The sequence below is a fragment of the Paenibacillus sp. FSL K6-3182 genome, assembly GCF_037976325.1.
In the GTDB taxonomy this organism is placed as follows: Bacteria; Bacillota; Bacilli; order Paenibacillales; family Paenibacillaceae; genus Pristimantibacillus.
The window spans coordinates 7,454,256-7,477,105 of the sequence record NZ_CP150265.1 but is presented as its reverse complement, the minus strand read 5'-3'; the positions used below and the strand labels follow the sequence as shown (position 1 = coordinate 7,477,105).

General features: G+C 43.2%; 20 protein-coding genes. 13 read left to right on the top strand and 7 right to left on the bottom strand.

The window, feature by feature from the left end:
• Positions 1–48: 48 nt before the first annotated feature.
• The gene (locus MHH56_RS32725; protein ID WP_339205735.1) at positions 49–933 is read right to left on the bottom strand and encodes a carbohydrate ABC transporter permease; all 885 of its coding nucleotides are present in this window, start codon (positions 931–933) and stop codon (positions 49–51) included.
• A gap of 18 nt (positions 934–951) precedes the next feature.
• Positions 952–1,872, bottom strand: a complete 921-nt coding sequence (locus tag MHH56_RS32720) for an ABC transporter permease subunit (RefSeq protein ID WP_141500841.1) — start codon at positions 1,870–1,872, stop codon at positions 952–954.
• 147 nt (positions 1,873–2,019) lie between these two features.
• Between MHH56_RS32720 and MHH56_RS32715 the strand changes: the two genes are divergently transcribed.
• Positions 2,020–2,766: a glycoside hydrolase family 16 protein gene (locus MHH56_RS32715; RefSeq protein WP_339205734.1), complete on the top strand. Its 747-nt coding sequence runs from the start codon at positions 2,020–2,022 to the stop codon at positions 2,764–2,766.
• A gap of 184 nt (positions 2,767–2,950) precedes the next feature.
• On the opposite strand, the gene MHH56_RS32710 is transcribed toward MHH56_RS32715, so the two are convergent.
• Positions 2,951–3,706, bottom strand: a complete 756-nt coding sequence (locus MHH56_RS32710) for a glucose 1-dehydrogenase (RefSeq protein WP_339205733.1) — start codon at positions 3,704–3,706, stop codon at positions 2,951–2,953.
• Between the two features lie 151 nt (positions 3,707–3,857).
• Between MHH56_RS32710 and MHH56_RS32705 the strand changes: the two genes are divergently transcribed.
• The 3 genes from MHH56_RS32705 to MHH56_RS32695 all read left to right on the top strand — a co-directional run bounded on the left by MHH56_RS32705 (position 3,858) and on the right by MHH56_RS32695 (position 6,347).
• Positions 3,858–5,111, top strand: a complete 1,254-nt coding sequence (locus tag MHH56_RS32705; protein ID WP_339205732.1) for a helix-turn-helix domain-containing protein — start codon at positions 3,858–3,860, stop codon at positions 5,109–5,111.
• 89 nt (positions 5,112–5,200) lie between these two features.
• On the top strand, positions 5,201–5,773 hold the full coding sequence (locus tag MHH56_RS32700; RefSeq protein ID WP_339205731.1) for a TetR/AcrR family transcriptional regulator: 573 nt from the start codon (positions 5,201–5,203) through the stop codon (positions 5,771–5,773).
• Positions 5,774–5,849: 76 nt separating this feature from the next.
• On the top strand, positions 5,850–6,347 hold the full coding sequence (locus MHH56_RS32695; RefSeq protein WP_339205729.1) for a DUF2798 domain-containing protein: 498 nt from the start codon (positions 5,850–5,852) through the stop codon (positions 6,345–6,347).
• Positions 6,348–6,454: 107 nt separating this feature from the next.
• Here MHH56_RS32695 and MHH56_RS32690 read toward each other — a convergent pair whose 3' ends face one another.
• A complete protein-coding gene (locus tag MHH56_RS32690) occupies positions 6,455–7,045 on the bottom strand; it encodes a TetR/AcrR family transcriptional regulator (RefSeq protein ID WP_339205728.1) in 591 nt (196 codons plus the stop codon).
• Between the two features lie 250 nt (positions 7,046–7,295).
• Here MHH56_RS32690 and MHH56_RS32685 point away from each other — a divergent pair, with 250 nt between their 5' ends.
• Positions 7,296–8,795: a DHA2 family efflux MFS transporter permease subunit gene (locus tag MHH56_RS32685; RefSeq protein ID WP_339205727.1), complete on the top strand. Its 1,500-nt coding sequence runs from the start codon at positions 7,296–7,298 to the stop codon at positions 8,793–8,795.
• A gap of 123 nt (positions 8,796–8,918) precedes the next feature.
• On the opposite strand, the gene MHH56_RS32680 is transcribed toward MHH56_RS32685, so the two are convergent.
• Positions 8,919–9,521 (bottom strand): TetR/AcrR family transcriptional regulator, encoded by a 603-nt coding sequence (locus tag MHH56_RS32680; protein WP_339205726.1) that lies wholly within the window; start codon positions 9,519–9,521, stop codon positions 8,919–8,921.
• A gap of 140 nt (positions 9,522–9,661) precedes the next feature.
• On the opposite strand from MHH56_RS32680, the gene MHH56_RS32675 reads away from it, so the two are divergent.
• Together MHH56_RS32675 and MHH56_RS32670 are read left to right on the top strand one after the other, a co-directional pair.
• The gene (locus MHH56_RS32675; RefSeq protein ID WP_339205724.1) at positions 9,662–10,924 is read left to right on the top strand and encodes an MFS transporter; all 1,263 of its coding nucleotides are present in this window, start codon (positions 9,662–9,664) and stop codon (positions 10,922–10,924) included.
• Between the two features lie 86 nt (positions 10,925–11,010).
• Positions 11,011–11,595 (top strand): Crp/Fnr family transcriptional regulator, encoded by a 585-nt coding sequence (locus MHH56_RS32670; protein ID WP_339205723.1) that lies wholly within the window; start codon positions 11,011–11,013, stop codon positions 11,593–11,595.
• A 5-nt stretch (positions 11,596–11,600) separates the two neighbouring features.
• Here the strand turns inward: MHH56_RS32670 and MHH56_RS32665 are convergent, their stop codons facing one another.
• The gene (locus tag MHH56_RS32665) at positions 11,601–12,323 is read right to left on the bottom strand and encodes a DUF4386 domain-containing protein (protein WP_339205721.1); all 723 of its coding nucleotides are present in this window, start codon (positions 12,321–12,323) and stop codon (positions 11,601–11,603) included.
• 97 nt (positions 12,324–12,420) lie between these two features.
• On the opposite strand from MHH56_RS32665, the gene MHH56_RS32660 reads away from it, so the two are divergent.
• The 4 genes from MHH56_RS32660 (at position 12,421) to MHH56_RS32645 (ending at position 15,787) form a co-directional block, all read left to right on the top strand.
• Positions 12,421–13,371 carry an alpha/beta hydrolase gene (locus MHH56_RS32660; RefSeq protein WP_339205719.1) on the top strand — a complete coding sequence of 317 codons (951 nt, stop codon included), beginning with the start codon at positions 12,421–12,423 and terminating at the stop codon, positions 13,369–13,371.
• A gap of 258 nt (positions 13,372–13,629) precedes the next feature.
• Positions 13,630–14,439, top strand: coding sequence for an SDR family NAD(P)-dependent oxidoreductase (locus MHH56_RS32655; protein ID WP_339205718.1), 810 nt, complete (start codon positions 13,630–13,632; stop codon positions 14,437–14,439).
• Positions 14,440–14,564: 125 nt separating this feature from the next.
• Complete coding sequence (locus tag MHH56_RS32650) at positions 14,565–15,299, top strand: SDR family oxidoreductase (protein ID WP_339205716.1); 735 nt, start codon at positions 14,565–14,567, stop codon at positions 15,297–15,299.
• Positions 15,300–15,367: 68 nt separating this feature from the next.
• Entirely contained in the window at positions 15,368–15,787 is a 420-nt protein-coding gene (locus tag MHH56_RS32645; protein WP_339205714.1) for a MarR family transcriptional regulator, read from the top strand.
• A gap of 146 nt (positions 15,788–15,933) precedes the next feature.
• Here MHH56_RS32645 and MHH56_RS32640 read toward each other — a convergent pair whose 3' ends face one another.
• Positions 15,934–18,639: an S-layer homology domain-containing protein gene (locus tag MHH56_RS32640; RefSeq protein WP_339205713.1), complete on the bottom strand. Its 2,706-nt coding sequence runs from the start codon at positions 18,637–18,639 to the stop codon at positions 15,934–15,936.
• Positions 18,640–18,932: 293 nt separating this feature from the next.
• Here MHH56_RS32640 and MHH56_RS32635 point away from each other — a divergent pair, with 293 nt between their 5' ends.
• Entirely contained in the window at positions 18,933–19,832 is a 900-nt protein-coding gene (locus MHH56_RS32635) for a 3-hydroxyacyl-CoA dehydrogenase (protein WP_339205712.1), read from the top strand.
• Between the two features lie 554 nt (positions 19,833–20,386).
• Entirely contained in the window at positions 20,387–22,801 is a 2,415-nt protein-coding gene (gene helD, locus MHH56_RS32630) for an RNA polymerase recycling motor HelD (RefSeq protein ID WP_339209788.1), read from the top strand.
• Positions 22,802–22,850 lie beyond the last annotated feature (49 nt).

Genomic DNA, 22,850 nt, shown 5'->3' with positions numbered 1-22,850 from the left:
TAGGCCCCACACGTCTCGCTAACGATCGCTTAGAGAAACGTACAGCACTTACCCTTTAATCGCACCAATCATTACGCCTTTGACCAGATAGCGCTGAATAAAGGGATAGAACACGAGAATTGGCAGCGTTGCCACCATCATCGATGCAAATTTGATGGAGTTGCCAGGCAGTCTTGCGCCGAATTGAGCCATGGCTTGCTGCTGCATGAAGGACATGGAGTTCTCCGCAATGATTTTGTACAGTATGGTTTGCATAGGCAGCTGATCCTGCGAGCGAATGTAGATTACGCCCTGGTAATAATCATTCCAGTGATAGACGGCTGAGAAAAGCGATATGGTAGCCAGTACGGCCATGCTGTTAGGCAATACGATTCGAAACAGAACGCCATAATCCGAAGCACCGTCTACCTTTGCGGATTCCTCTAGGCTGTCGGGGATGGTGCGGAAGAAGCTCATGAATATAACCATATTGAAAAAAGTGTACATAGCCGGGATGATGAATACCCAAAAGCTATCGTAAAAGCCCAGCTTGGTCATCAGAATAAAGGAAGGGATTAAGCCGCCTGAAAACAACATCGTAATCAAGGCGATTTTGAGATAGATTTTGCGGCCGATTAAGTTGGATTTGCTCATCCCATAAGCTACAATGGCGGTAAATAACACATGCACCGCTGTTCCTATCACCGTGCGCAGCGTAGTAATGTAGAAGCCGTGCATTAGACTTTTATCATTGAATACAACACTGTAGCTGGCTAGTGAAAATTCCTTTGGAAACCAGTTTACGGTGCCCAGCATGGCTTGCTCCGGTGCATTAAGCGAATTTATAAATACAAACCACATCGGGTACAGCGTTATGAAGCAAACTGCCAGCATCAGCAGCGCATTGCACACCTCAAATACTCCAATTCGCCGCAATCTTCTGCGTCTTTCCATGTATCTGCCCTCTCTTTCTTAAAAAATGCTGTCGCCAGTTAATTTCTTGGATGTGTAATTGGCCAAAAATAATAGCCCTAACGCCACAATGGAGCGGACAAACAAGACGGCTGTTGAGAAGGAATGGCGCCCAGATACCAAGCCCATGTTATAGATGTACAAATCCAGGCTTTCGGCCATCTTCATGTTCATGTTGTTCTTCAGCATAAAGATTTGTTCAAAGTTGCTGCCGAGTATCCCGCTGACAGCGAGGATGAACAAAATCGCGATGGTAGGACGTATGCTCTGAATGGTAATATGCCACATCCGCTGCCAACGGTTGGCGCCATCGAGCTCCGCTGCCTCGTATAGCCCTGGATCAATGCCAGCGATTGCAGCGATATAAATGATGGCACTCCAGCCCGTTTCCTTCAGCGTATCGGAGAAATAGGTAATCCACCAAAAATATTTAGCGTCACTATTAAACAGAATTTCGCGATCCTGCAGTCCGAGCGCCATCATCAGTTGGTTGATGACACCGCCCTCGCCCAGCCAATTGAGCATAATGCCGCCAAAAATAGTCCAGGCAATAAAGTGCGGTAGGTATGAAATGGTTTGTACTGTGCGCTTAAATCGAATCGTCCGTATTTCATTAAGCATCAGGGCGAAAAAGATGGGAATGGGAAAACCTAGCAGCAGCTTGATGCTGCTCATCCCTAGAGTATTGCGGATCGAGCGCCAAAAACGGTCATCCGTAATAAAATCTTGAAAGTGTTTTAGCCCTACAAAGGGTGATTGCAGCATGGGCTTGGCGATACTGAAGTCCATAAATGCAATAATCAACCAAAACATTGGAATATAACAAAAGATGAACATCCATATAATGCCTGGGATTACCATGCTTTGCAATTGCCACTGCCTAAAAAAAGTTTTTATTTGTCCCGTCCTGTATTGAAACATGTTCTGCGCCCCCTTCCTTTTCATCGTATGAAAATAGACCTAGGAAAAAAAGGCCATGATTTTTGACCCTATCCCATTTTTTTGGATTTGTTTGACTGGGCGTCAAAATTAAGTATGCTGTGAATAAATGAAGGGAGTGTGCATGGGATGAGCAAGCTTTTATGGGAGCAGGATTTTTTAAATAGAAACACCGATTTGAGCGCATGGAACATTCGCCTTGGCAACGATTTGCTTGATAATGATGGCAAACCAATAGACCCGGGCTGGGGCAACGGGGAACAGCAGTTTTATACCGGACATGCTAACAATCTATATATCGATGAATTGGGGTTAAACCTATGCGCGCGACGTGAAGCCATTGAAAAAGACGGTCGGCAATTTGCGTACACCTCGGCCCGTATAGATACAAAAGACTATCTCTCCTTTTGCTATGGAAAGCTTATCGTTCGCGCAAAGCTGCCAGTGGGACAGGGGTTATGGCCTGCCATATGGCTGCTCCCGCAGCATCAGGCCTACGGTCCTTGGCCTGCCTCTGGCGAGATTGACATTATGGAAGCTAAAGGCCGCTTGCCGAGGCAAGTATCCGGAACGCTGCACTATGGGAAGGATTGGGACCATAAGGTTACCGATGAGTTCTCCTACCAGCTTGAACAGGGAACCATTAACGAATTCCGTGATTATTCATTGGAATGGGATGCTGGCTCCATAAGGTGGCTGGTAGATGGGCATTGCTTCGCCGAGCGCCCTATGGAGCCGGGCATTATGCCCTTTGACGAGCCTTTTTATTTGGTGCTTAACCTTGCTGTTGGGGGCTGGTATGACCATGTGGCGGTGGATGAAACAGCGCTGCCAGCGGTCATGACAGTTTCAAACATATGGCTGTATCAAAGTTGAAAAAATAGCTGCTTGGGGTCGTTTGTGGGGAAGAAGAATAGACGGAGTTACAACGATAAAGCCAAGCGTAATAGGGCATACCCGTATTGGGGATGCCCTATTTTCGCTATAGTCTGGATGGGGGGAACTTTACTCGCGTATACTTAGAACGGTTTGAATTCAGTAAAGAAGCATTTTCATTCGTTTAAAGTGTCAGCCCACCATCGACCAGTACGATGGAGCCCGTCATGTAGCTGGAGCGATCGGAAGCAAGGAATGTGACGACCTCCGCCAGCTCGTCCGGCTTAGCATAGCGGCCCATACGCATATTGCCGACTTCCTCAGGCACGTATCCTCCGGACATGAAAGCCTGTTCGACGCTCTTCGTCAGAGCCGTTTCCACACCACCCGGACAAATGCCGTTGATACGGATGCCTTTTTTCACATACTCGATTGCCGCACCTTTCGTCAGGCCGACAACCGCATGTTTGCTGGCGGAATAAGCGGATGCGCTGTGCTCACTTTTGACCCCAGCTGTCGAAGCGGTATTAATAATCGTTCCGCTTTCTTGCTCCTCCATTACCTTTATTACATATTTCATGCCGAGGAAGACGCCCCGGACATTAACGTTCATAATTCGGTCGAACTCGTTCTCATCAATATCCGCGAGTTTCGAGAACTTCTGTACAACGCCGGCATTGTTGAAGAAAATATCGATACGTCCGTAAGTATCGACGGCTGCTTTTACATAACGCTGAACATCCTCGCTTTTTGACACGTCGGCCGGTACGAAGATGGCTTCGCCGCCCTGTTCATGAATCATTCGAACCGTCTCTTGACCGGATTCCTGATTAAAATCAACAGCGACAATCGTTGCGCCGTTGCTGGCCATTTTCAAGCTGCTTGCACGGCCGATGCCGCTCCCTGCTCCAGTAACGATAGCTATTTTATTTTCCAACATATGAGTTCATCCCTTTCGAGTGTAATAGCAAAGGATCTTTGCTTTCTTCATTGTAATGCGCTTTCATTTTTGAAAATTGTATTTATCAATGATTTGTAGTACTTTCTTATCATCTTCTTTTTAACCTTAATCGTACCCTATGGAGGTTCGTATGAATAAGCTCTCTGAGCTGGTTGTTTTTGGCCAGCTTCTCTCTGATGTGATTGGAATCCCTATATTTATCATTCATCCGGGTCGGACAATTGAAGCGGAGTTTGTAGACCGTTCGCTTCAGTCTAATCCTTACTTTACGTCCATTCGTGAACAGGTGGCGGGCTACGCTTATGCACTTTATGCTGCAGAGCAGCCGGTTCATTTTACCCGATCACGGCTCCAATATTTTTTTGTGAATGCGATGGATGAGAACCAGCTTACTGGCACGCTTGTCGTCGGTCCGTACATGAATGAGAAGCCGCAAGAGGGTGAATGGAACGAGACAATAAGCTCCCTCCCCATTGGTAACCGGAGGCATTTATTGGAGTTGTATGAGGAGATTGCGCTGCTCTCCACGGAGCGCATAGCCGTATTTAGCCGAATGATTTATTATGTGCTTCGCAGGCAGCTCGTTGATTCGTCGATCAGTCTTCTAGCGGATGCAATGTCGATGCAGGAACCGGTTGTGGAGAAGAGAGAGCCGGAAGCTGAGCTGTCGCGAAGACGTCGAAACGGTATGCTGCACGCCAACCTGTCGCATGAGCGTGTCATGCTGCATTATGTGCGTAGCGGAGAGCGGGAGAGAATAAGAACATTCGTCATGGAATCCATCATTGCCGAGGACGAGTTTGGCGTGCTGGCCAAGCGGAGCAGGATTCGAAGTGAGAAGAACTTGATGATTACGGGAATCGCCCTAATTTGCCGAGCTGCAATTGAAGGAGGAATGCACGAGGAGGATGCGTTTACGCTGAGTGATTTCTATATTCAGCAGCTGGAGGAGAAGGATACGCTTCAAGCGATAAGCGCCATCATGACCGAGGTGCTGTTCGACTTCGTCGATCGGGTATCAGAGGTTCGCCGGGGTCACTACTCACCCGCAATACAGGATAGCCTTCACGAAATTGCTAACCATTTATACGGTGACATTACTCTTGAACGGCTAGCCGAGAGTGCGAATCTTAGCCCCAACTACTTGTCGAGCTTGTTCAAGAAGGAGGTTGGACTTACCATTTCCGAATATGTCCAGCGTGAACGGATTGAGGAAGCGAAGAGGCTGCTCACGTTGACCGACTATCCGATTGCTGATATCGCAGCATGGCTGAACTTCAACGATCAAAGCTATTTCAACAAGGTATTTAAAAAATGGAATGGAGTGTCTCCGAAGGCATATCGGAAGAGTGAACGGCGTCCGGCGCAAAAATACTCGGAATGAAGTGTAAAAAAACACTTACATCGGGGATAAATATTTTGTTATAATACCAAACAGACCAGTCGGTATGGTTTTGGGGGAGGTGTTTTAAATTGAATACAAAATCGCTAATCATTGAGAAGGCTACCGTCCTATTTCAGCAAAAGGGATACAAAAGTGTAGGTCTGAATGAACTTTTAAAAGTCTGCAACGTTACAAAAGGAGCGCTGTATCATCATTTTCCAAATGGTAAAGAAGAACTGTTAATTGCTTGTTTGCAAGCTTTAAACGAAGCCATTACGACAGATATCGAAAATATTTTTAGAAGGTATCCATTAACTATAGAAGCGACGCAAGGCATGATCGAAAAACTAATTCACAACTTAGAAACAGAAGGTACGATTACCGGTTATACATTTAGCAGTATTGTCAGTGAAATGGCCACAGTGAGTGAGCCTGTTCGCAAAGCATGCAGTGTGCTGTATGAAAATATTCAACATATTTATTGTGTGAAACTTATAGCTGAAGGTTATTCTGATGAGTCAGCTGCTGCTATTGCCTTGATGATGACTGCTACAATCGAAGGTGCTATGCTGCTTTGTTTAACGCAAAAATCATCAGCTCCCTTAAAAACGATCGCTAAAATGTTGCCAAATGTATTGAAGACCTTTAATACAGAAAATTAGTTATGTTGACTGTACCTGATCTTTATTTAGTGAATGACTAATAATGAAATGATTTTTTTGAAAGGAAGAAAATAGGATGAACTTAGAAACAAGATTGCCGAGAAACGGAAAAGAGGGAGCATTATATGGTGCAATTATTTGTACATTGACCGTTCTGTTTATGACGTCATTAAATATAATTTTAGCTTCCCGAGAATTTAATGGAGAAGTTGCCTTCATGATTCTTAAAACGTTACCGATCATGTGGATTATTGTCATGATTTTGGAGCCTGTGTTTATTGGCCGTATCGCCGAAAAATTGGTTGATAAATTTACTGAACCAACGGACAGCTTTAATTCCAAAATTATGTTCCGTATCTTATTTACTGTACTAGGAATGTCGGCTTGTATGACGCTTATTGGTCATATTGTAGGAAACGGTTTTAGTTCAGAAATTTTTAGCAACTTCTTAACCAACTGGCCAAGAAACTTCTTAATTGTACTAATTGCAGAGAGCTTAGTCATTCAACCCATTGCGCGATTAGCGATGGTAAAGCTACATGCTGTCCAAGATAAAAAAATGATGGAGTGTTGATGTCATCGCAACCATATAGCATTTAAAGCAACAATACTGAAAACATAAATAAGCTCTCAGTCGAACGAATCAGTTCTACTGAGAGCTTATTTATGTTTTCGGAGAAGTTATTCCAGATCTACGAGCTGGTCCGTATTTTGATGCAAACGGAACAGCTGAGAGAGCTGCTTGGCGAGAAAAAGCGGCGTATAAGGCATATCATTGCGAAGCCAGCAGACAATTGTACCAATAAAGGCGGAGGAGCCGTACCAGATTGCAATATCTTTTGATACGATTACGGCCGGTTTAGATGAGGAGTTGTTTTGGTACTCTCTTCTGCTAGTGATAAGATCAACAATTAAATTCGAAAGCTTATCCGTGAAGATCGGTATGCGCTGCGAAGCGAGCAGAACCTTATAAAACTTAGAGTTCTCAGCAATATGCTCGAGCACTTTAAGCAGAATGGACCAATCCAAATCAGTAGAACGAGGCTGATTTCGAATGTCATGAAGAATAGTATGTATTTCATTAATCATATCGTCTGATAATCTCTCAAGCATTTCCGGAATATCTCGGTAATGAAGATAGAAAGTAACACGATTGATGGTCGCGCGTTCCGCAATACGATTCACCGTTATTTTTTCTAGATCCGTCTCCTGCAGCAAATCTACAAAGGCATCTCGAATCAATTGACGCGTGCGAAGTACACGTGGATCCATTCGCGGTGATGTAGTTGACATAGGTACTCATTTCCTTTCCCTACAAATTATTTAAACGACAAGAACAGATATTTATGTAGTTTATTCTCGGTATAGACTACAGAATCTGATGATCTGTAAACTAATAAACATTTTCAAAAAATCTGTAGTTTGTAAATTAGGCGCGATGTAATTATAATCTTTTACATTGAGTTTATTATACTACAAAGTGTTTATTAAATTCACGAACAATTTGAAGGGATTGAACATCATGAGTACAAGTTTAGCTTTTGACAGTAATTCAATTAAGAAAGGTCCCTTATTGTTTGTCATGATACTGGGTGCGTTCATCGCAGTTCTGAATCAGACGATAATGAGCGTTGCGCTGCCGGAGTTGATGATTGACTTTAGCATTGAGGCGTCTACAGCACAGTGGCTGACAACCGGATACATGCTGGTTAACGGGGTACTTATTCCAATCACTGCATTCCTCATGCAGCGTTTTACGACCCGTGAGCTGTTTCAGTCTTCCATGATCATTTTTCTCGTCGGTACGATTGTTTCGGCAGTTGCGCCTAACTTCGACATTTTGCTAACTGGCCGCCTTATTCAAGCAGCTGGAGCGGGGATTATTATGCCTCTGTTAATGAATGTTATTCTGACCGTATTTCCTCCTGATAAGCGCGGAGCTGCCATGGGTATGGTTGGATTGTCTATTATTTTTGCTCCTGCAATTGGACCTGCAGTGGCTGGTTATGTCATGGAGCATTATTCATGGCGTACGATGTTTTATGGCATGCTTCCAATTGTCGTCCTCATTATTGTAGTTGCTTATATTTTCCTGAAAAATGTAGCTGAACGAACCTATCCTAAAATTGATTTTTTGAGTGTCATTCTGTCAACAGTCGGATTTGGTACCGTTCTTTATGGCTTCAGCAGTGCTGGAAGCAAAGGCTGGTCAAGCGCGGAAGTGATTGCATCGATTGTTATTGGTGTGGTTTCCTTGATTTTGTTTACATGGAGACAGCTGATTTCGAAGGATCCGCTTCTGGATCTAAGAGCGTTTAAATACAGCATGTTTTCTCTTACCACCATTATTAATATTGCTGTAACCATGGTCATGTATGCAGATATGATGCTGCTCCCACTCTATTTGCAAAGCGCACGTGGATACACCGCTTTGGAGTCAGGCTTGCTTATGCTCCCTGGCGCGCTTCTAATGGGACTAATGATGCCGATAACAGGAAAGCTATTCGACCGGTTTGGAGCAAAATGGCTGTCCATCATCGGTATGGCTATTACGATCATCACAACCATCGGCTTCGTTAATCTAACCGATTCGACTAGCTATACGTATTTAGTGCTGATGTCCACAGGACGACGCTTCGGTATGGCAATGTTCCTGATGCCAATCACTACGGCGGGTCTCAACCAACTGCCAGCAAGACTAAATGCGCACGGTACTGCAATATCCAACACCATCAAGCAGGTAGCTGGCGCAATAGGTACTTCTCTGCTTGTTACGGTTATGGCTAGCCGGACAAAGGCGCATCTTCTAGATATGTCTGCAGCAGGCGACGCGGCTAATTTTTCGAAGGAGCATATTATGATGGAGGCTTCTATTCAAGGTATTAATGATGCATATCTTGTCATCATTGGAATCGGAGTAGTAGGTCTGGTGCTTTCCTTCTTCATTAAACGTGTGGGGCAAGCCGAGGAAGTAGAAGAAACTAAAATAGCTCTGAACCGAAAAACAGCTGTTGAGGCGTAGGAAGAGAAAAAAAGTATGAAATAGGAATGACGGCAGTCAATTTTCCTAAATGTTTACTCATTATGAATTATTAAAAAGAGCCTCGTGACTACTCACGAGGCTCTTTTTTTAGCTTGAGCTCATCTAACTGGGTTCGCGTAAGCACGCTGTTTTTAAATAAGCAGCAAAGCTCTTAATATTCATCCGGATATGCCGATTATTGCCTTCAAGCTTGCTCATCATAATACCACCCTGCATGATGGAAAGGGAGAAGGTAGCCAGCGCCTCTATATCAAGGTCTGCTTTAAATTCACCGCTTTGCACACCATCGAAAATGATTTTTTTCTTGGCTTCCAACGTACCTTGCATTGCTTGCTGGGCTTTCTCGCGTAGGCCTGGATGACTGTCGTCGCTTTCAATAGCGGTGTTTAGGAGCGGGCAGCCCCCGATGAAGGGAGGCGCGTCAACGACTTTCTCGTATACATGTAAATATGCCAGCAGCTTGCCAGAGGCTGTTTCCTGCTGACTGATTGCATGAGCAAGCTGAGCCCCAACAATACGCCCGGCATAACTAAAGGCTTCATATGCAATCTCATCTTTACTGGAAAAATGACGATAAATGCCGCCTTTCTTAATGCCTGTCAACTCTGTTATATCAGATAAGGATGAGCCCGAATATCCCTTTTGGTTAAAAAGTTCAGCGGCTTTCGTTATGATGTAATGGCGTGTCTTTTCACCTTTCTCCATCGTCATCCCCCCCCCCGTACGTAACTGTATTTGTACACGTAGTATATCAAACGAATTTGCACTCTTGCAAAACATAACATCTATGTTATCATAAAAGATACCGAACGGTATCTTTTATGAGCGGCAGGGGTGAAACGATAATGGGCACAACATGGTTTAAGGAATCCAGCTATGCATGGATTGGATTAGGGTCTCTTTGGATTATTGGATTTATTGGTGCATTGACCAGGTTCAGCATGTCTTTTTTTCAGGTGCAAATAGCAATGGATTTACAGATTAGCAGGGGATTTATTTCGATGGCATGGTCGACTAATTTATTAATTACAGCGATATGCGCTCCTTTGGGTGGCTGGCTTGTAGATCGTTACGGTGCAAAAAGGATATTGTTTATAAGTGCAGTCTTGAGTACCTTGGGTACTGGCGTTGTCGTGTTAGGGAACCAGCCTATCTTGTTTTTCATTGGATATGGTGTTATCTCTGGTTTAGCTGGTATTGGGCTGACGACAAGTTATATATTGATGTTTGAATGGTTTAAGCATCATCGTGCTAAAGCAATGGCACTGCTGGGGAGTGCTTCCTCTGTAGGATTAGCGATTATTACACCAATTTTCGTATCCGCGGGATGGCTGACTTGGAAGGATGCTTTTATGGCTTCTTTTGCTCTAGGAATTGTTGTGACATTACCTGTTATTTGGCTTGGAATTAAGAGCTCTCAACAGCAAAATATAAATAAAGCTCAAAAGGATCGTCCAGTAGTGATCGAGGAGCATGATATGCCGCTTAAAGTAACAACATCACCCAAGAAATTTGTCTATCTTCCTATCTTTGTCGTTGTCGTTATTGCACTGTTCACCTGCGGTATTAATATGGGTTCCGTCGAAATGAACTTGGTAGCTATACATCAGTTGGCAGATGTGTCACCAAGCATGATCGCCTTATCCATGAGTATACTTGGCATTATGGAAATTACGGGGGCTCTCATTTGCGGCTATTTTCTAGATCGATACAATAAATTAATGATGATGACCATATTGTATGGCATACGTATTTTGGGTTTTGTTTTCCTCTTTATGCACTTGGGAAGCTCACCCATTGTATTTGCAATCGCGTTCGGAATTACTTACTTAACCGCAGTACCGGGAGGAATCCTTGTCATTAATGAATTTGCAAAAGGAAAAGGAAAACATACGGGAGTCCTTCTTCTATTCCATCAGGGAGGCGGTATAGTGGGAGCTTTAATTGGAGGCTTATCTTTCGATTATTTTGGGAGTTATCAGAACCTGATTGCCGTTGACATCCTAATCTGTATCCTTGTAACGCTAGGTTATTTCATATTATTTACGACCCATAAACGGAAGCTTCGAATCCCCAATAATAAGGTTGCAGCAAGCGAGGCGCTTTGACTTATTTTAAGGGCAGGTGCGCTTTAAAATTGGCTTTCTAGATGATATGCTGAACCGTAAAGCGGTACTGATGAAAGGATAACGAAATGAAAAGCATATTGTTTAAGTATATGACTAAATTTACGTCTCTTAGCGATGAGGAACAACAGGCTATCGTTGATGACATCCTTATCGAGGAATATAAAAAGGGAACGATACTCCTTAGACAAGGAGATGTTCCCACAAAGTGTTATTTCGTGCTGAAGGGCATTGTCAGACAGTACTTAATAGATGAAGCGGGAAAAGAGGTTACATCGAATTTTTTCACAGAAGAGCAAGCCGTATCGATTTTTAATCGTCATCAGCAAAATAAGCCGTCCGCGTACACCTTAACTTGCCTTGAAGATTGTATATTGGTGGTTGGGGAGCTCAATGATGAAAAAGGCATGTTCAATAAACACTTACAACTCGAATCAATGGTACGCATAATGGTAGAAGAAAATCTGGGTGAGGTGCAAGATGAGTTGACATCATTCATTGCTTCTGCACCTGAAGAACGCTACAAAGCGCTTTTGCGAAAAAGGCCTCATCTCGTCGATCGTGTACCCCAACATCAATTGGCAAGCTATCTTGGCATAACGCCAGAGTCATTAAGCAGAATCAAGAAACGGGTCAACAATAGTGATAGTTAAGGAAGCTATCTTTCACTTTTGGGAAGTTTTCCTCCTCTGAGCAGCAGCCAAATTCCAAAGCCTAGCTCTCCTGCAATCATTGGCGCCATAAATACGACATTAAGTGCATCAATTACCCCATCGTAATGTGAAAGAAATGTTTTGCTAAGGTGAACGACGATATAGCCTATTGAAGCAAGCAGCAATAAAATGCTGATCACTTTAGGAATACGGTTTGATTTTAAAGCCACATAGCCCACAATGAACAAATGCCCGCCAAAAACGATCAAACCAATAGACCAAATCGATTGGAATGCCTCAAGAAATAGCATCATAAGTGATTGCGTTTGTTCGATATTAAATGAGACCAACTGGTCTGTATTTTTCGAGAGCAGCAATACAAGGATCAAGTTTAAAATGGCAATTCCGAGTATAGTCGTATAGGTAAGACGGAGCCATGCACCTAGCAAGGAAAGGCTTTTATTCAATGGCTCTAGGAACACATAAAAAGCCCAGGTGACAAGAATGTCAGAAATCATAATGATGACCCAGCCAAAGATTTCACCTTTGAAAAGGTTATTTGATGATACGATGTTGTTGAATGTCGCGCTGGCATCGCCTTCCACAACAAGGCTCCCATGGACAAAGCCATAGGAAAAAAATGAGGCAAGAGTCATGATGATAAGTGAAATGCCAGCCGTTAAAGCGGCAGTTCGCTGATTTGATTTTTCTTGTACGGTGATAGTCATAAGATAGCCTCCTATAGATCCTGTATTGTTTTCATTTTAACTAGGAGGAATATGACTGGTCATTGACTTAAATCAAGGAAGAGGGATTTTTAAATTCATGAATACGCCTCAAACCTATAATCAATCGGTGGATTACTGGAAGCAATATCAGAAGTTTTTTCCTGAAGAAATGCAAATAAATGAAAACGGATTGCCACAAGAAGAATGGATGATATATAGCAATGTTCATATTCATCTGGATCGAATGCCTGCCCCGGATGCAAAATTAAAAATTATTTTCATCCATGGCGCTGGCGGGAATGGAAGATTGCTGGCTCCGTATGCACGAATATTACAAACATACGGTTATGAAGTGGTATCTCCGGATCTGCCGCCGTATGGCTTAAGCTATGCAAAATCGGTAAAACAATTAGATTATCAGCTTTGGATTGACATCCTTACGGCATTGATTAATGAGGAATTGAAGCGGGACGGTAAACCGATTATCTTGCTGGGTACTAGTATTGGAGGCATGTTAGCTTATCACACCGCTGTACAGAGTAAGCAAGTAAAAGGATTAATTGCAACAACATTTGTTGATACGAGTGATTCCAGCGTTCGTGATCAATTAGCTCCTAACAAACTCATTAGCCGGTTGGGGAAATTTTCGATGGACAGTTTTCCTAAGCTGTTGGATTCCTTACATATCTCTGTTAATCGTGTATCTCGTATGAAATTAATTACGAACAATGTCGAATTGACCAAGCTTATTATGAATGATGCTCATGCCGCAGGCACGAAGATCCCTTTGCGCTTATTAAGAACGTTCTTAAATATGAAACCGGCAATAAAACCTGAGCATTTTGATGTTTGTCCGGTTTTGCTCGTCCATCCTCAATTGGATCCTATGACTCCGTATAGCTTCAGCAAACCATTTTTTGAAAAAATAAAAAGTAAAAAGGATTATGTAGCTTTAGAAGGGGCAGGCCATTTTCCAATTGAACAGCCGGGGCTAGAGCAGATGAATGCTGCGGTGCTTTCTTTTTTGAAAACAATAGAGAACGAATAATAAGTAGAACAACTACTCATATCGACTTAAAAAAAGCCCTTTTGTAGAATGCAAAAGGGCTGATATGCGTTCATAGGCTGTATGATTTTATCGTGTGGCGCTTGTCCCTATTTTCTTGCGTATTTTCGATACCAAATTGTACCCTTGCACGACAATAATTAATTTGATAATATTTAGACATCAAATAGTTAGATGTCTAAATATTATGCAACCATATTACTTTATCGTGAGTGTCTCTAAGGAAGGGGTTTGCGAATAATGGGAAGAATGAACGAGAAAGTGGCGCTTATCACTGGAGGAGCTTCAGGCATAGGCTTGTCCGCAGCTAACTTGATGGCAAAAGAGGGAGCAAAAGTAGTCATTGCAGATTTTAATGCTGAGGGGGCCAAAGAAGCTGCCGAAAATATTAAAATCCAAGGCGGCGAAGCCGCAAGCGTATTTCTTGATGCCGGGGACGAAGTGTCCATTAAGGAAGCCGTTGAATTTACGGTACAACAATATGGTAAAATCACGAGCCTGTTCAACAATGTCGGCTCGACAAACCTGAAGAAGGATATAGATATTGTTAACGTTGATCTGGATGAGTGGGATCGGCTTATGAATGTTAATTTAAAAAGTGTATTACTCGGTTGCAGATTCGCTATCCCTCATATGATCCAAGCTGGTGGAGGCTCGATTATCAATACAGCTTCTATGGCGGGTTTTCATGGAGACGCAGTTCGGGTTGCATACGGAGCTTCGAAAGCGGGTGTTATAAATCTTACCAAATATATCGCTACCCAATATGGGAAGAATAACATTCGTTGTAATGCAGTAGCACCTGGATTGATTTTGACGCCGGCTGCTAAAAATAATATGCCCTCGGAGGTATTGGATATCTTCGCTAAATATAACGCACTGCCTTATCACGGAGAACCCGATGATATTGGACATACCGTCCTGTTCCTGGCTTCAGATGAATCCAGATTTATTACTGGACAGACGATTCAGGTTGAGGGAGGGCATTATATTGCAAACCCATCCGTCCCTGATTTCGAGCAATATATGAAACTGGCACAGCATCCATAACAGCTGCAGCTTGCGACTGAAGCGGCTAGACAAAGTATGCTGACATGAATAATAGAAATTCGCTATGCGGTATTAATGATAGGAACAAATAACAGATCAATCAAATTACGTTAGGAGAATGCGATATGAGGAAATTGGACAATAAAGTAGCAATCATTACGGGTGGGGCATCGGGTATAGGCGAACACATGGTTAATCTGTTTGCACAAGAAGGTGCTATCGTTATTGCCGCAGACATTAATGAGGCAGCTCTTGAATTGGCAAGTCAAAAACAGAATGTTTACGGAATGAAATTGAATGTTGCCTCTGATGATGATTGGCAGGCGCTGGCAAAGGATGTTCATGATCGTTTTGGTAAAATTGATATTCTCGTCAACAACGCTGGCATTTCTTCTGAAAAACCATACGAGCAAATCAATATCGAGGATTGGCAGAAAATGCTCTCCATTAATGGGTTTGGACCATTTGCCGGGATGAAGCATGTCACTCCCTATATGGCAGCCCAAAAGAAAGGCTCCATCGTTAATATTTCTTCGTACACGGCTTTGATCGGCCAAGGCTTTAATCACTATTCAGCCTCTAAGGGTGCGGTTCGCGCGATCTCTAAAGCGGCGGCTACAGCTTTTGGCCGTCAAGGCATTCGGGTGAACGCACTATTTCCTGGGATCATTGAAACACCAATGACACAAGCTTTGAGTACCTCAAAGGACCTGTTAGACCGCTTAATCCAGGCCACACCTCTACAGCGTTTAGGCCAACCTGACGATATTGCCCAAGCAGCGTTGTTCTTAGCTTCTGATGATTCTTCGTATATTACAGGATCTGAGTTAGTAATTGATGGTGGATACTCAGCTCAATAATGTGTAATATGATGACAGCCCTTAATTTTAATTAAGGGCTGTCATTTATGTGCACCAAGGAGGTCTTTATGGAAGAGCAAACCATCTTCAATCTCATACATAACATGGATAAATTCACCAATAAAATGATTATTCAGTGGAACAAGTCATTCAATGAGGACTTAGGTGTTTCTCATGTGCTTGTGCTCGGCCATCTTAAACAAAACGGAAAGAGCAGGCCATCGGACATTGCAAAAATATTAGGGCTTACCCCGCCTACGCTTAGTTATTTATCGGAAAAACTTGTCGCCAAGAAATTAGTCGTCAGATTAATGGATGAGTCTGATCGTCGAATTATTTATTTGGGCATTACCGACAAAGGCGCAGATATCCTCAAAAGAGCACAGCTGGAGGGGCAAAGGCTACGTACAAATTTATTAGATAAATTGACCGAGCAGGAGCGGGAGCAGCTAGCCAACCTGTATAGTAAGCTGAATAAAGAGGACTAGATTTTCTGTATACGCACGATTGTGGTTGCAGTGAATAGTACTGGTGTTTGTTAAAAAGAGGATAGGTAAAGCTTTGCAAGCTGCCTATTATTTAAAACATGCCTAAGACTGTCCAAAGGACGTCTTAGGCATGTTCTCGTTTATGCTTATTTCTTTAATTGAAGCAAATTGATAATGATCGTTACTGCTTCGGCTCTTGTTGCCGTATCATTAGGTACAAATAGGTTGCCGCTGCGTCCGCTTATGATTCCCAATTCCTTCACTGCGGCTACTGAACCTTTTGCCCATGCTGGAATTTGGCTATCATCAGCAAAATTTGTCACTGTAGCAGCTGTTGTATCTGCTTTAGCAGCTCTAGCCATCATAACCGCTAATTCTGACCGAGATATGCTCGCTGCTGGACGGAAGCTTCCATCTTCATAGCCATTTACGATCTTCGCTTCGGATGCTTGCGCAATGGCCTTCTGAGCCCATTCTGCAATAGGATCTGTGAAACTCAGCGTAGTATCGTTGTCGGCAGGTTTTAGCGCATTCATCAGCATAACTGCAAATTCAGCGCGTGTTACTGTAGCATTTGGCTTAAACGTTCCATCGCTATAACCTGTGACGATCCCTTTGCTTACCGCTTGTTTAATCTGAGCTTCCGCCCAATGTCCTGTAGTATCACTAAAGTTGGACGAGTCTGTTACTGGCAATCCCGTTGCTTGGTCTACAACGAGTACAGCATACTTCGTAAAGTGATCGACCTCTACAGCAATATGGCTGCCGTTAATTTTGCCGCCATTAACCTTCACCCATTCCTTCTTCACTTCATCAAAGTAGAAGATTGCGACCGTTTGATTACTGTTCAGTTTGGCTGAATCGAATGCAAACGTCAAAGTAACGGGTTTATTAAAGTTTTCAGGAAAGTTTTTTAGAACCTCATAGATCGAGCTTGCGAGAATCTCATGTTTGTTAAGCAGATTTTGAGAATTTAATACTTTCTCAATTGTTAATTTTAGCTCCTTGCTACTAGCACTGGCTGGAATGGTTATAACGAGCTCATTGTCCAATCTAACCTCGCCGGCTCTTCCAATAGGAAGCGTTAGGCTCCCATTCGTAGAGATGATTGGTTCAGAGCTGTTGTTTGAGCCACCGCCGTTATTCCCATTGTCTTGAGCAGCTCTTGTTATCGTTGCTGTATATTTAGTTCCAGTGCCGTCCTGAGCAATGACGAATAGTTCAATCCGATTGCTGCCTACGTTAAGGGGAAGCTCACTGCTTGTTTCACCATTCGCTAAGCTAATCGGGCCTGCTACAAGTACATTGGCACTATTGTAAACACTTGCTGTTACAGTGCCATACGTTGAATCACTAACCGTCGCCGATATCGTAATGCTGGACAAAGAGTAAGGTACATTGCCCGTATAGGCATATACATTTTCGCTTACCGTTTGATCTAATGTTACCTTGCTTAAGGTTAATGTTTTTAAGCTTGCACTAGAGCTCAATGTTCTAAAATCAACCTCATTACCATAGCTTACTCCAATTTCATTTATCACATATGCACGTGCATAATAGATTGTAGCGGATTGAAGTCCTGTGAGATGAACAGAAAAGGCTTCTGTCCCATCTAATTCAGCTGCGGATTTTCCATCTATTACAGTAGGATTCGGATGAGTGGAGTATACGATTCCCCGTTCTGTAACCTCGCCGCCACCATCTGAAATTACTGTTCCTCCTGCGACAGCCGACATAGAGTTAATTTGACTCACCTCTAGGTCTGTTTCAACAGTTGCAGGCTCAATAGAGGAAGCTACAAAACGGTAAGTATTGGAGTAAGTTTTATAACCCTCGTCATTCTTAGCTGCAACTTTCCAATAGTAGGTTGCTCCATCTTCTAACTCTATTTCGAATTCCTTCATATCTAAGTTATTTTCTTCGATATTGGTGATACTGTCCCAATTATTAAATTCCGAATCAGTTGAATAAATAAATTCATAAGAAACGGCATTGGCAGCAGTCTCCCACTGGAAAGTTGGAGATAGGGGAGCGAATGTACCATCTGCTGGACCTATGAGCTGGGTATAACCCGGAAACAGTTCATTATTCAATAAAATCGGCTCATACTGAGCGTGATCAATCATTGTATAGCTGCCTTGATCATCCGGAATAAATTGAATGGCTTGCTTCTCGGATAAGCTCTTCTCTCTCAGAGAATACGTTACATAGTCGCCTATTTCACTTTCTTGTATTCCGATTAGGGCTTCAGAGCCAAATGGTTCATTAGCTAAACGTTCTGCATCATATGGTAAGTGGATGGCCATAAGATTAGGGTATTGCAGTTGAATAACATTAGTAGATTCATATAAGATGACTTGGAAGGTTCCGAAGGGGTTCATATTAGAGTTGCAACAAAAGCGCATATTCGTATATTGTAATACAAATTTCCGATTTGGAGCTTCTCCAATCGTTTTGTAGAGGACTGTACTATCCAGCTCTAGCGAAAGATCAGCAAAAAAAGCTGTAATATAATGATTTGGACTCGCTAAAGGCAGTTCTTCTAAGCTTTCAGGTATCCCGTAATCATAGGTAGGATTGTTGAACATGAGCAGGCCGTTGGTATTAGCATAAACCTGTTCATTTTTTGTCCCGTAGAAATCAAACGAAAATCCAATTGGAATAGCACCGGACACACCATCATCCAATTCATCAAACTCTATTTTGGTTGCATCCTCATAAATGGACTCAATAGGCTGATTTGCTGGAAATGCACTAGCAGCGTAAGCTTCTGAAGCATGTAGGGTAGACCCCCAGCTTACCATAACCACAAAAGCTAAACCTAGCAATAAACCTTTACGTATGTTCTTCACTATCCGCACGTTTTACTTCCCCTTTTCCCTTTTCAACATGATTGGCGGCTCTAAACTTACGCAGTTCTCCCGCATCATTTAACGCCACTATCAAATATTAAGTTATTATTCAAATGACAAATAGTGTGCGTTGTCACCAGTTTTGTCATATGACAAGTTTATTTATTGCAAGGTATATGACCTTTCAGGGTTAGGTTCGGGGCTTTATTTGCATGTGCTTCCTGAGTTAGGGAATATTAAAGATCGATTAAGCATGTGCAAATATGACCTATAACAAATGAAGGAGAAGTGTTATGAACTACAGGAATATCACCGTTGCCGGCAGCGGCGTATTAGGAAGCCAAATCGCATACCAAACGGCTTTCAAAGGATTTAATGTATCTGTATATGACATTAACGATGAGGCTCTAGAACGTGCCAAAGAAAGAATTGTAAATTTGAAGCCGCGGTATCAAGAGGATCTTGGGGCTACGAGTGAAGAGGTAAATGCAGCTTATGATCGTATCTCGTTCAGCTCTGATTTATCACAAGCTGTTGCAGGTGCTGATCTTGTCATTGAAGCCATTCCTGAGGTCGTACAAATGAAAATTGATTTCTACAAGAAGTTGGGAGAGGCTGCTCCTGCCAAAACGATTTTTGCAACAAACTCTTCAACTTTATTGCCAAGCCAATTTGCGCATGCAACAGCACGTCCGGAAAAATTTCTAGCGCTACATTTTGCAAATGAGATTTGGAAAAACAATACGGCGGAAATCATGAGGCATCCGGGAACAGATATGAAGGTATTCGATGAAGTTATTGCGTTTGCGAAAGCCATCGGAATGGTTGCTTTGCCTTTACATAAAGAACAGCCAGGTTATATTTTGAATTCTTTATTAGTTCCTCTATTGGAAGCTGCGCAGCTGCTCTTAGTCAAAGAAGTTGCTGATGTAGAAACGATTGATAAAACATGGATGGTAGCAACAGGAGCACCACTAGGCCCGTTTGCCATCTTGGACGTTGTAGGCATCAATACCGCTTACAATATCGGAATTGCAAAAGCGCAGGCTACAGGTGATCAAAATTTTGAGAAAGTGGCTACGCTATTGAAGTCAGAGTACGTAGATAAAGGAAAGCTTGGAAGAGCTACCGGAGAAGGATTTTATAAATACCCGAATCCTAATTTCATTAAACCGGATTTTTTGAAAAGTTAGTTCTATATCGTTGCAAAAGAAAAGGAGCTGTCCCAAGTAGATTTATCTACGCTTGGAGCAGCTCCTATTTTTTATGAAGCTTAGGCAGAAAGAGTTTCTCCCCTTAGCATATTAATAGCTTACGAACCTAGCAGGTCTTATTTTAACCAATTGTAGTGGATTGAAATTGTAACGAACCCCAGAATCGTTATTTCGAGAAAAGCAGCTCATAACACGTTACAAAGAATGCAATAACGTTAATAAGATTCGTTAAAATGGAACGGAATCCGTTTTCTGCATAATAAGCATAATACAGTTCGTTAGAGAAATGGTCTTGGGATGTTATGCGCTAAATTAAAAAGACCCCGGCAGACGCTGCCGAGGTCAACTATATAAATAAATTGCACACAAAGAAGGACTATGTTAATATTAATGAATCACTGATTATTTTATGTAAAATCCACAGATTTATTACATCTTATCTACACTCTTATCTTATCACATGGATTTACAGTTTGTCAAATGTTCTTTTTCTTCTCCAGACCAAACTAACAAGGAGCGTGTTCAGGAGGATGATGAATGCAAAAGATTGGCAGCAAGAGCAGGAACGGTTGGATATGGTTACGAAACAGCTGCAAGCAAGTATCGCTGAGCTAGAGCCCGAAGTGGATCAGCTTCGCGATCAGGCGGCGGACATTCGCAAACGATTTTGGGAAGAGGTTACGGTCGATACGAGCACAGACGAAGATTTTGAAGAGACCTTCTTAACGATTAAGCAGCAGTCTGCGGTGTTGTCCGAACGGGAACGAAGCCACCAGCAGCTGAAGAGGCAGTGGAAGAGTATGAACCGCTTGCTGCCTTCTCCCTATTTTGGGCGTATCGACTTTCATGAGGATGGTCTTGAATCCAAGGAGCAAGTTTATATCGGCGTATCGTCCTTCGTCGATGCGGATGGTATGAGCTTCCTAGTGTATGACTGGCGTACACCTATAGCGAGTGTATACTACGACTATTCGCCAGGGGCGGTCGCCTTTGAAACACCAGGTGGGCATGTCGCTGGGAAAATGGAACTGAAAAGACAATACCAGATTCGGGGCGGGCAGATTCAGAATTTGTTCGATTCGAGCTTAACTATAGGCGACGAACTGCTTCAGCAGGTGCTTGGCAAAGGCGCAGATGCACAGATGAAAAGTATTGTTGCAACCATTCAAAAGGAGCAAAATGAGATTATTCGCAATGATAATAGCCGAATGCTCATTGTGCAAGGAGCTGCGGGCAGCGGAAAAACCTCTGCGGCACTGCAGCGTGTGGCGTACTTGCTATACAAACACCGCGAGAGGCTGAAAGCTGACCAAATCGTGCTTTTCTCGCCCAATCCGATGTTTAACAGCTATGTCTCCACCGTTCTTCCCGAGCTTGGCGAGGAAAATATGCAGCAGACGACCTTTCAGGAATATCTGGAATATTGGCTTGGGCGGACATTTCGTCTTGAGGATCCGTTCGATCAGCTCGAATATGTGTTGACGGAAGAATCCGATCCGGGATACACGGCGAGGATGAAGGGGATTCAATATAAGTCGTCGGAAGTTTTCCTTCAAGCTCTCCAACACTATGCCTTATGGCTGGGCCAGAAGGGCATGCGATTTCAGTCGATTCAGTTCCGAGATCGTGAATTAATTACCGCGGAGCAAATGAAATCGCAATTTTACAGCTACGATCCCTCCATCCGCTTGGTCAATCGTGTTGTTTTATTGCAGGAGTGGATACTGCGTGAGCTGGCCATGCTGGAGCGTAAGGAGCGGGACGAAAGCTGGGTGGAGGAGGAACTCAACTACCTCGATAATGATCAATATGCGGCAGCCTATCAGTTTTTGCGTAAAGACAAAGGGATCTTCGAGTTTGCAGAGCAATATGTCGAAGCCTATAACATCATGAACAATAAACACCAGCAAGAGGACGATGTATTTGATTTTGCCCAGCAGGAGGAAGAGCTGCTGCGCCGAATGGTTGTGAAAGAAAACTTTAAACCGCTGAGGCAAAGTGTGAGACGGTTGTTATTTATAGATATGGTTGGTATTTATGATCAGTTGTTCAGTGATAATAAAGCCTATCAGGAAATGACGAATGAAATCGTAGTGCCTAGTGATTGGACAGAAATATGCAAGCAAACGAAAGAGAAGCTGGGCAAGCTTGAATTGTTTTATGAGGATGCGACACCATACTTGTATTTAAAAGAACTCATTGAGGGCATTCGGACCAATACGGAGGTTCGGCATGTATTTGTTGATGAGGGCCAGGATTACTCGATGTTTCAGTATGAATTTCTCAAAAAACTGTTTCCTCGTGCTCAAATGACGGTGCTCGGTGATTTCGGCCAGGCGATCTTTACGCAGGCGACGAACTTGCACGAGATGGATTCGCCGCTTATAAGGCTTTATGGAGAAGCAGAAACGAAGCGCTTCTTTTTAGTTCGCAGTTATCGCTCCACCCGTGAAACTGTGGAATTTACGAGAATGTTGCTGCCATACGGGGAGGCGATCGTGCCCTTCGAAAGAGGTGGCAAAAAGCCGCTTCTTATTAAGGCGGATAGCAGTGAGCAACGAGTGGAAAGAATCGCGGCAGATCTTGCTGCCCTTCAAGCCGAAGGCTTCGACTCTATCGCCGTCATTACGAAGACAGCGACCGAGAGCTGTGATGCCTACGAAGCGTTGACAGACGTGGGCTGTCAGGCGCTTCGGCTCATAACGAAGAAGACGCCTACCTTCGAGAATGGAGTGCATGTCATTCCTGCGTATCTTGCCAAGGGAGTGGAATTCGATGCCGTATTGATCTACGATGCTTCTTCGCAGACCTATCAACGGGAGAGCGAACGCAAGCTTTTCTATACCGCATGCACACGTGCGATGCACCAGCTTATCCTCTACACGACAGGAGATTGGACGCCTTATATTCAAGCTGTTGATAGTTCCTTGTATGATTTGGAGCAATAAGGGGCTGCTGTTATTTGCAGTGCAAAAAACCTAAACCCGTAACCTTTGA

Excerpts from the sequence above, each read along its gene's own strand:
- MHH56_RS32725 (WP_339205735.1), bottom strand. The coding sequence starts at position 933 with ATGGAAAGACGCAGAAGATTGCGGCGAATTGGAGTATTTGAGGTGTGC.
- MHH56_RS32720 (WP_141500841.1), bottom strand. The coding sequence starts at position 1,872 with ATGTTTCAATACAGGACGGGACAAATAAAAACTTTTTTTAGGCAGTGG.
- MHH56_RS32715 (WP_339205734.1), top strand. The coding sequence starts at position 2,020 with ATGAGCAAGCTTTTATGGGAGCAGGATTTTTTAAATAGAAACACCGAT.
- MHH56_RS32710 (WP_339205733.1), bottom strand. The coding sequence starts at position 3,706 with ATGTTGGAAAATAAAATAGCTATCGTTACTGGAGCAGGGAGCGGCATC.
- MHH56_RS32705 (WP_339205732.1), top strand. The coding sequence starts at position 3,858 with ATGAATAAGCTCTCTGAGCTGGTTGTTTTTGGCCAGCTTCTCTCTGAT.
- MHH56_RS32695 (WP_339205729.1), top strand. The coding sequence starts at position 5,850 with ATGAACTTAGAAACAAGATTGCCGAGAAACGGAAAAGAGGGAGCATTA.
- MHH56_RS32690 (WP_339205728.1), bottom strand. The coding sequence starts at position 7,045 with ATGGATCCACGTGTACTTCGCACGCGTCAATTGATTCGAGATGCCTTT.
- MHH56_RS32685 (WP_339205727.1), top strand. The coding sequence starts at position 7,296 with ATGAGTACAAGTTTAGCTTTTGACAGTAATTCAATTAAGAAAGGTCCC.
- MHH56_RS32680 (WP_339205726.1), bottom strand. The coding sequence starts at position 9,521 with ATGGAGAAAGGTGAAAAGACACGCCATTACATCATAACGAAAGCCGCT.
- MHH56_RS32675 (WP_339205724.1), top strand. The coding sequence starts at position 9,662 with ATGGGCACAACATGGTTTAAGGAATCCAGCTATGCATGGATTGGATTA.
- MHH56_RS32670 (WP_339205723.1), top strand. The coding sequence starts at position 11,011 with ATGAAAAGCATATTGTTTAAGTATATGACTAAATTTACGTCTCTTAGC.
- MHH56_RS32665 (WP_339205721.1), bottom strand. The coding sequence starts at position 12,323 with ATGACTATCACCGTACAAGAAAAATCAAATCAGCGAACTGCCGCTTTA.
- MHH56_RS32660 (WP_339205719.1), top strand. The coding sequence starts at position 12,421 with ATGAATACGCCTCAAACCTATAATCAATCGGTGGATTACTGGAAGCAA.
- MHH56_RS32655 (WP_339205718.1), top strand. The coding sequence starts at position 13,630 with ATGGGAAGAATGAACGAGAAAGTGGCGCTTATCACTGGAGGAGCTTCA.
- MHH56_RS32650 (WP_339205716.1), top strand. The coding sequence starts at position 14,565 with ATGAGGAAATTGGACAATAAAGTAGCAATCATTACGGGTGGGGCATCG.
- MHH56_RS32645 (WP_339205714.1), top strand. The coding sequence starts at position 15,368 with ATGGAAGAGCAAACCATCTTCAATCTCATACATAACATGGATAAATTC.
- MHH56_RS32635 (WP_339205712.1), top strand. The coding sequence starts at position 18,933 with ATGAACTACAGGAATATCACCGTTGCCGGCAGCGGCGTATTAGGAAGC.
- helD (WP_339209788.1), top strand. The coding sequence starts at position 20,387 with ATGAATGCAAAAGATTGGCAGCAAGAGCAGGAACGGTTGGATATGGTT.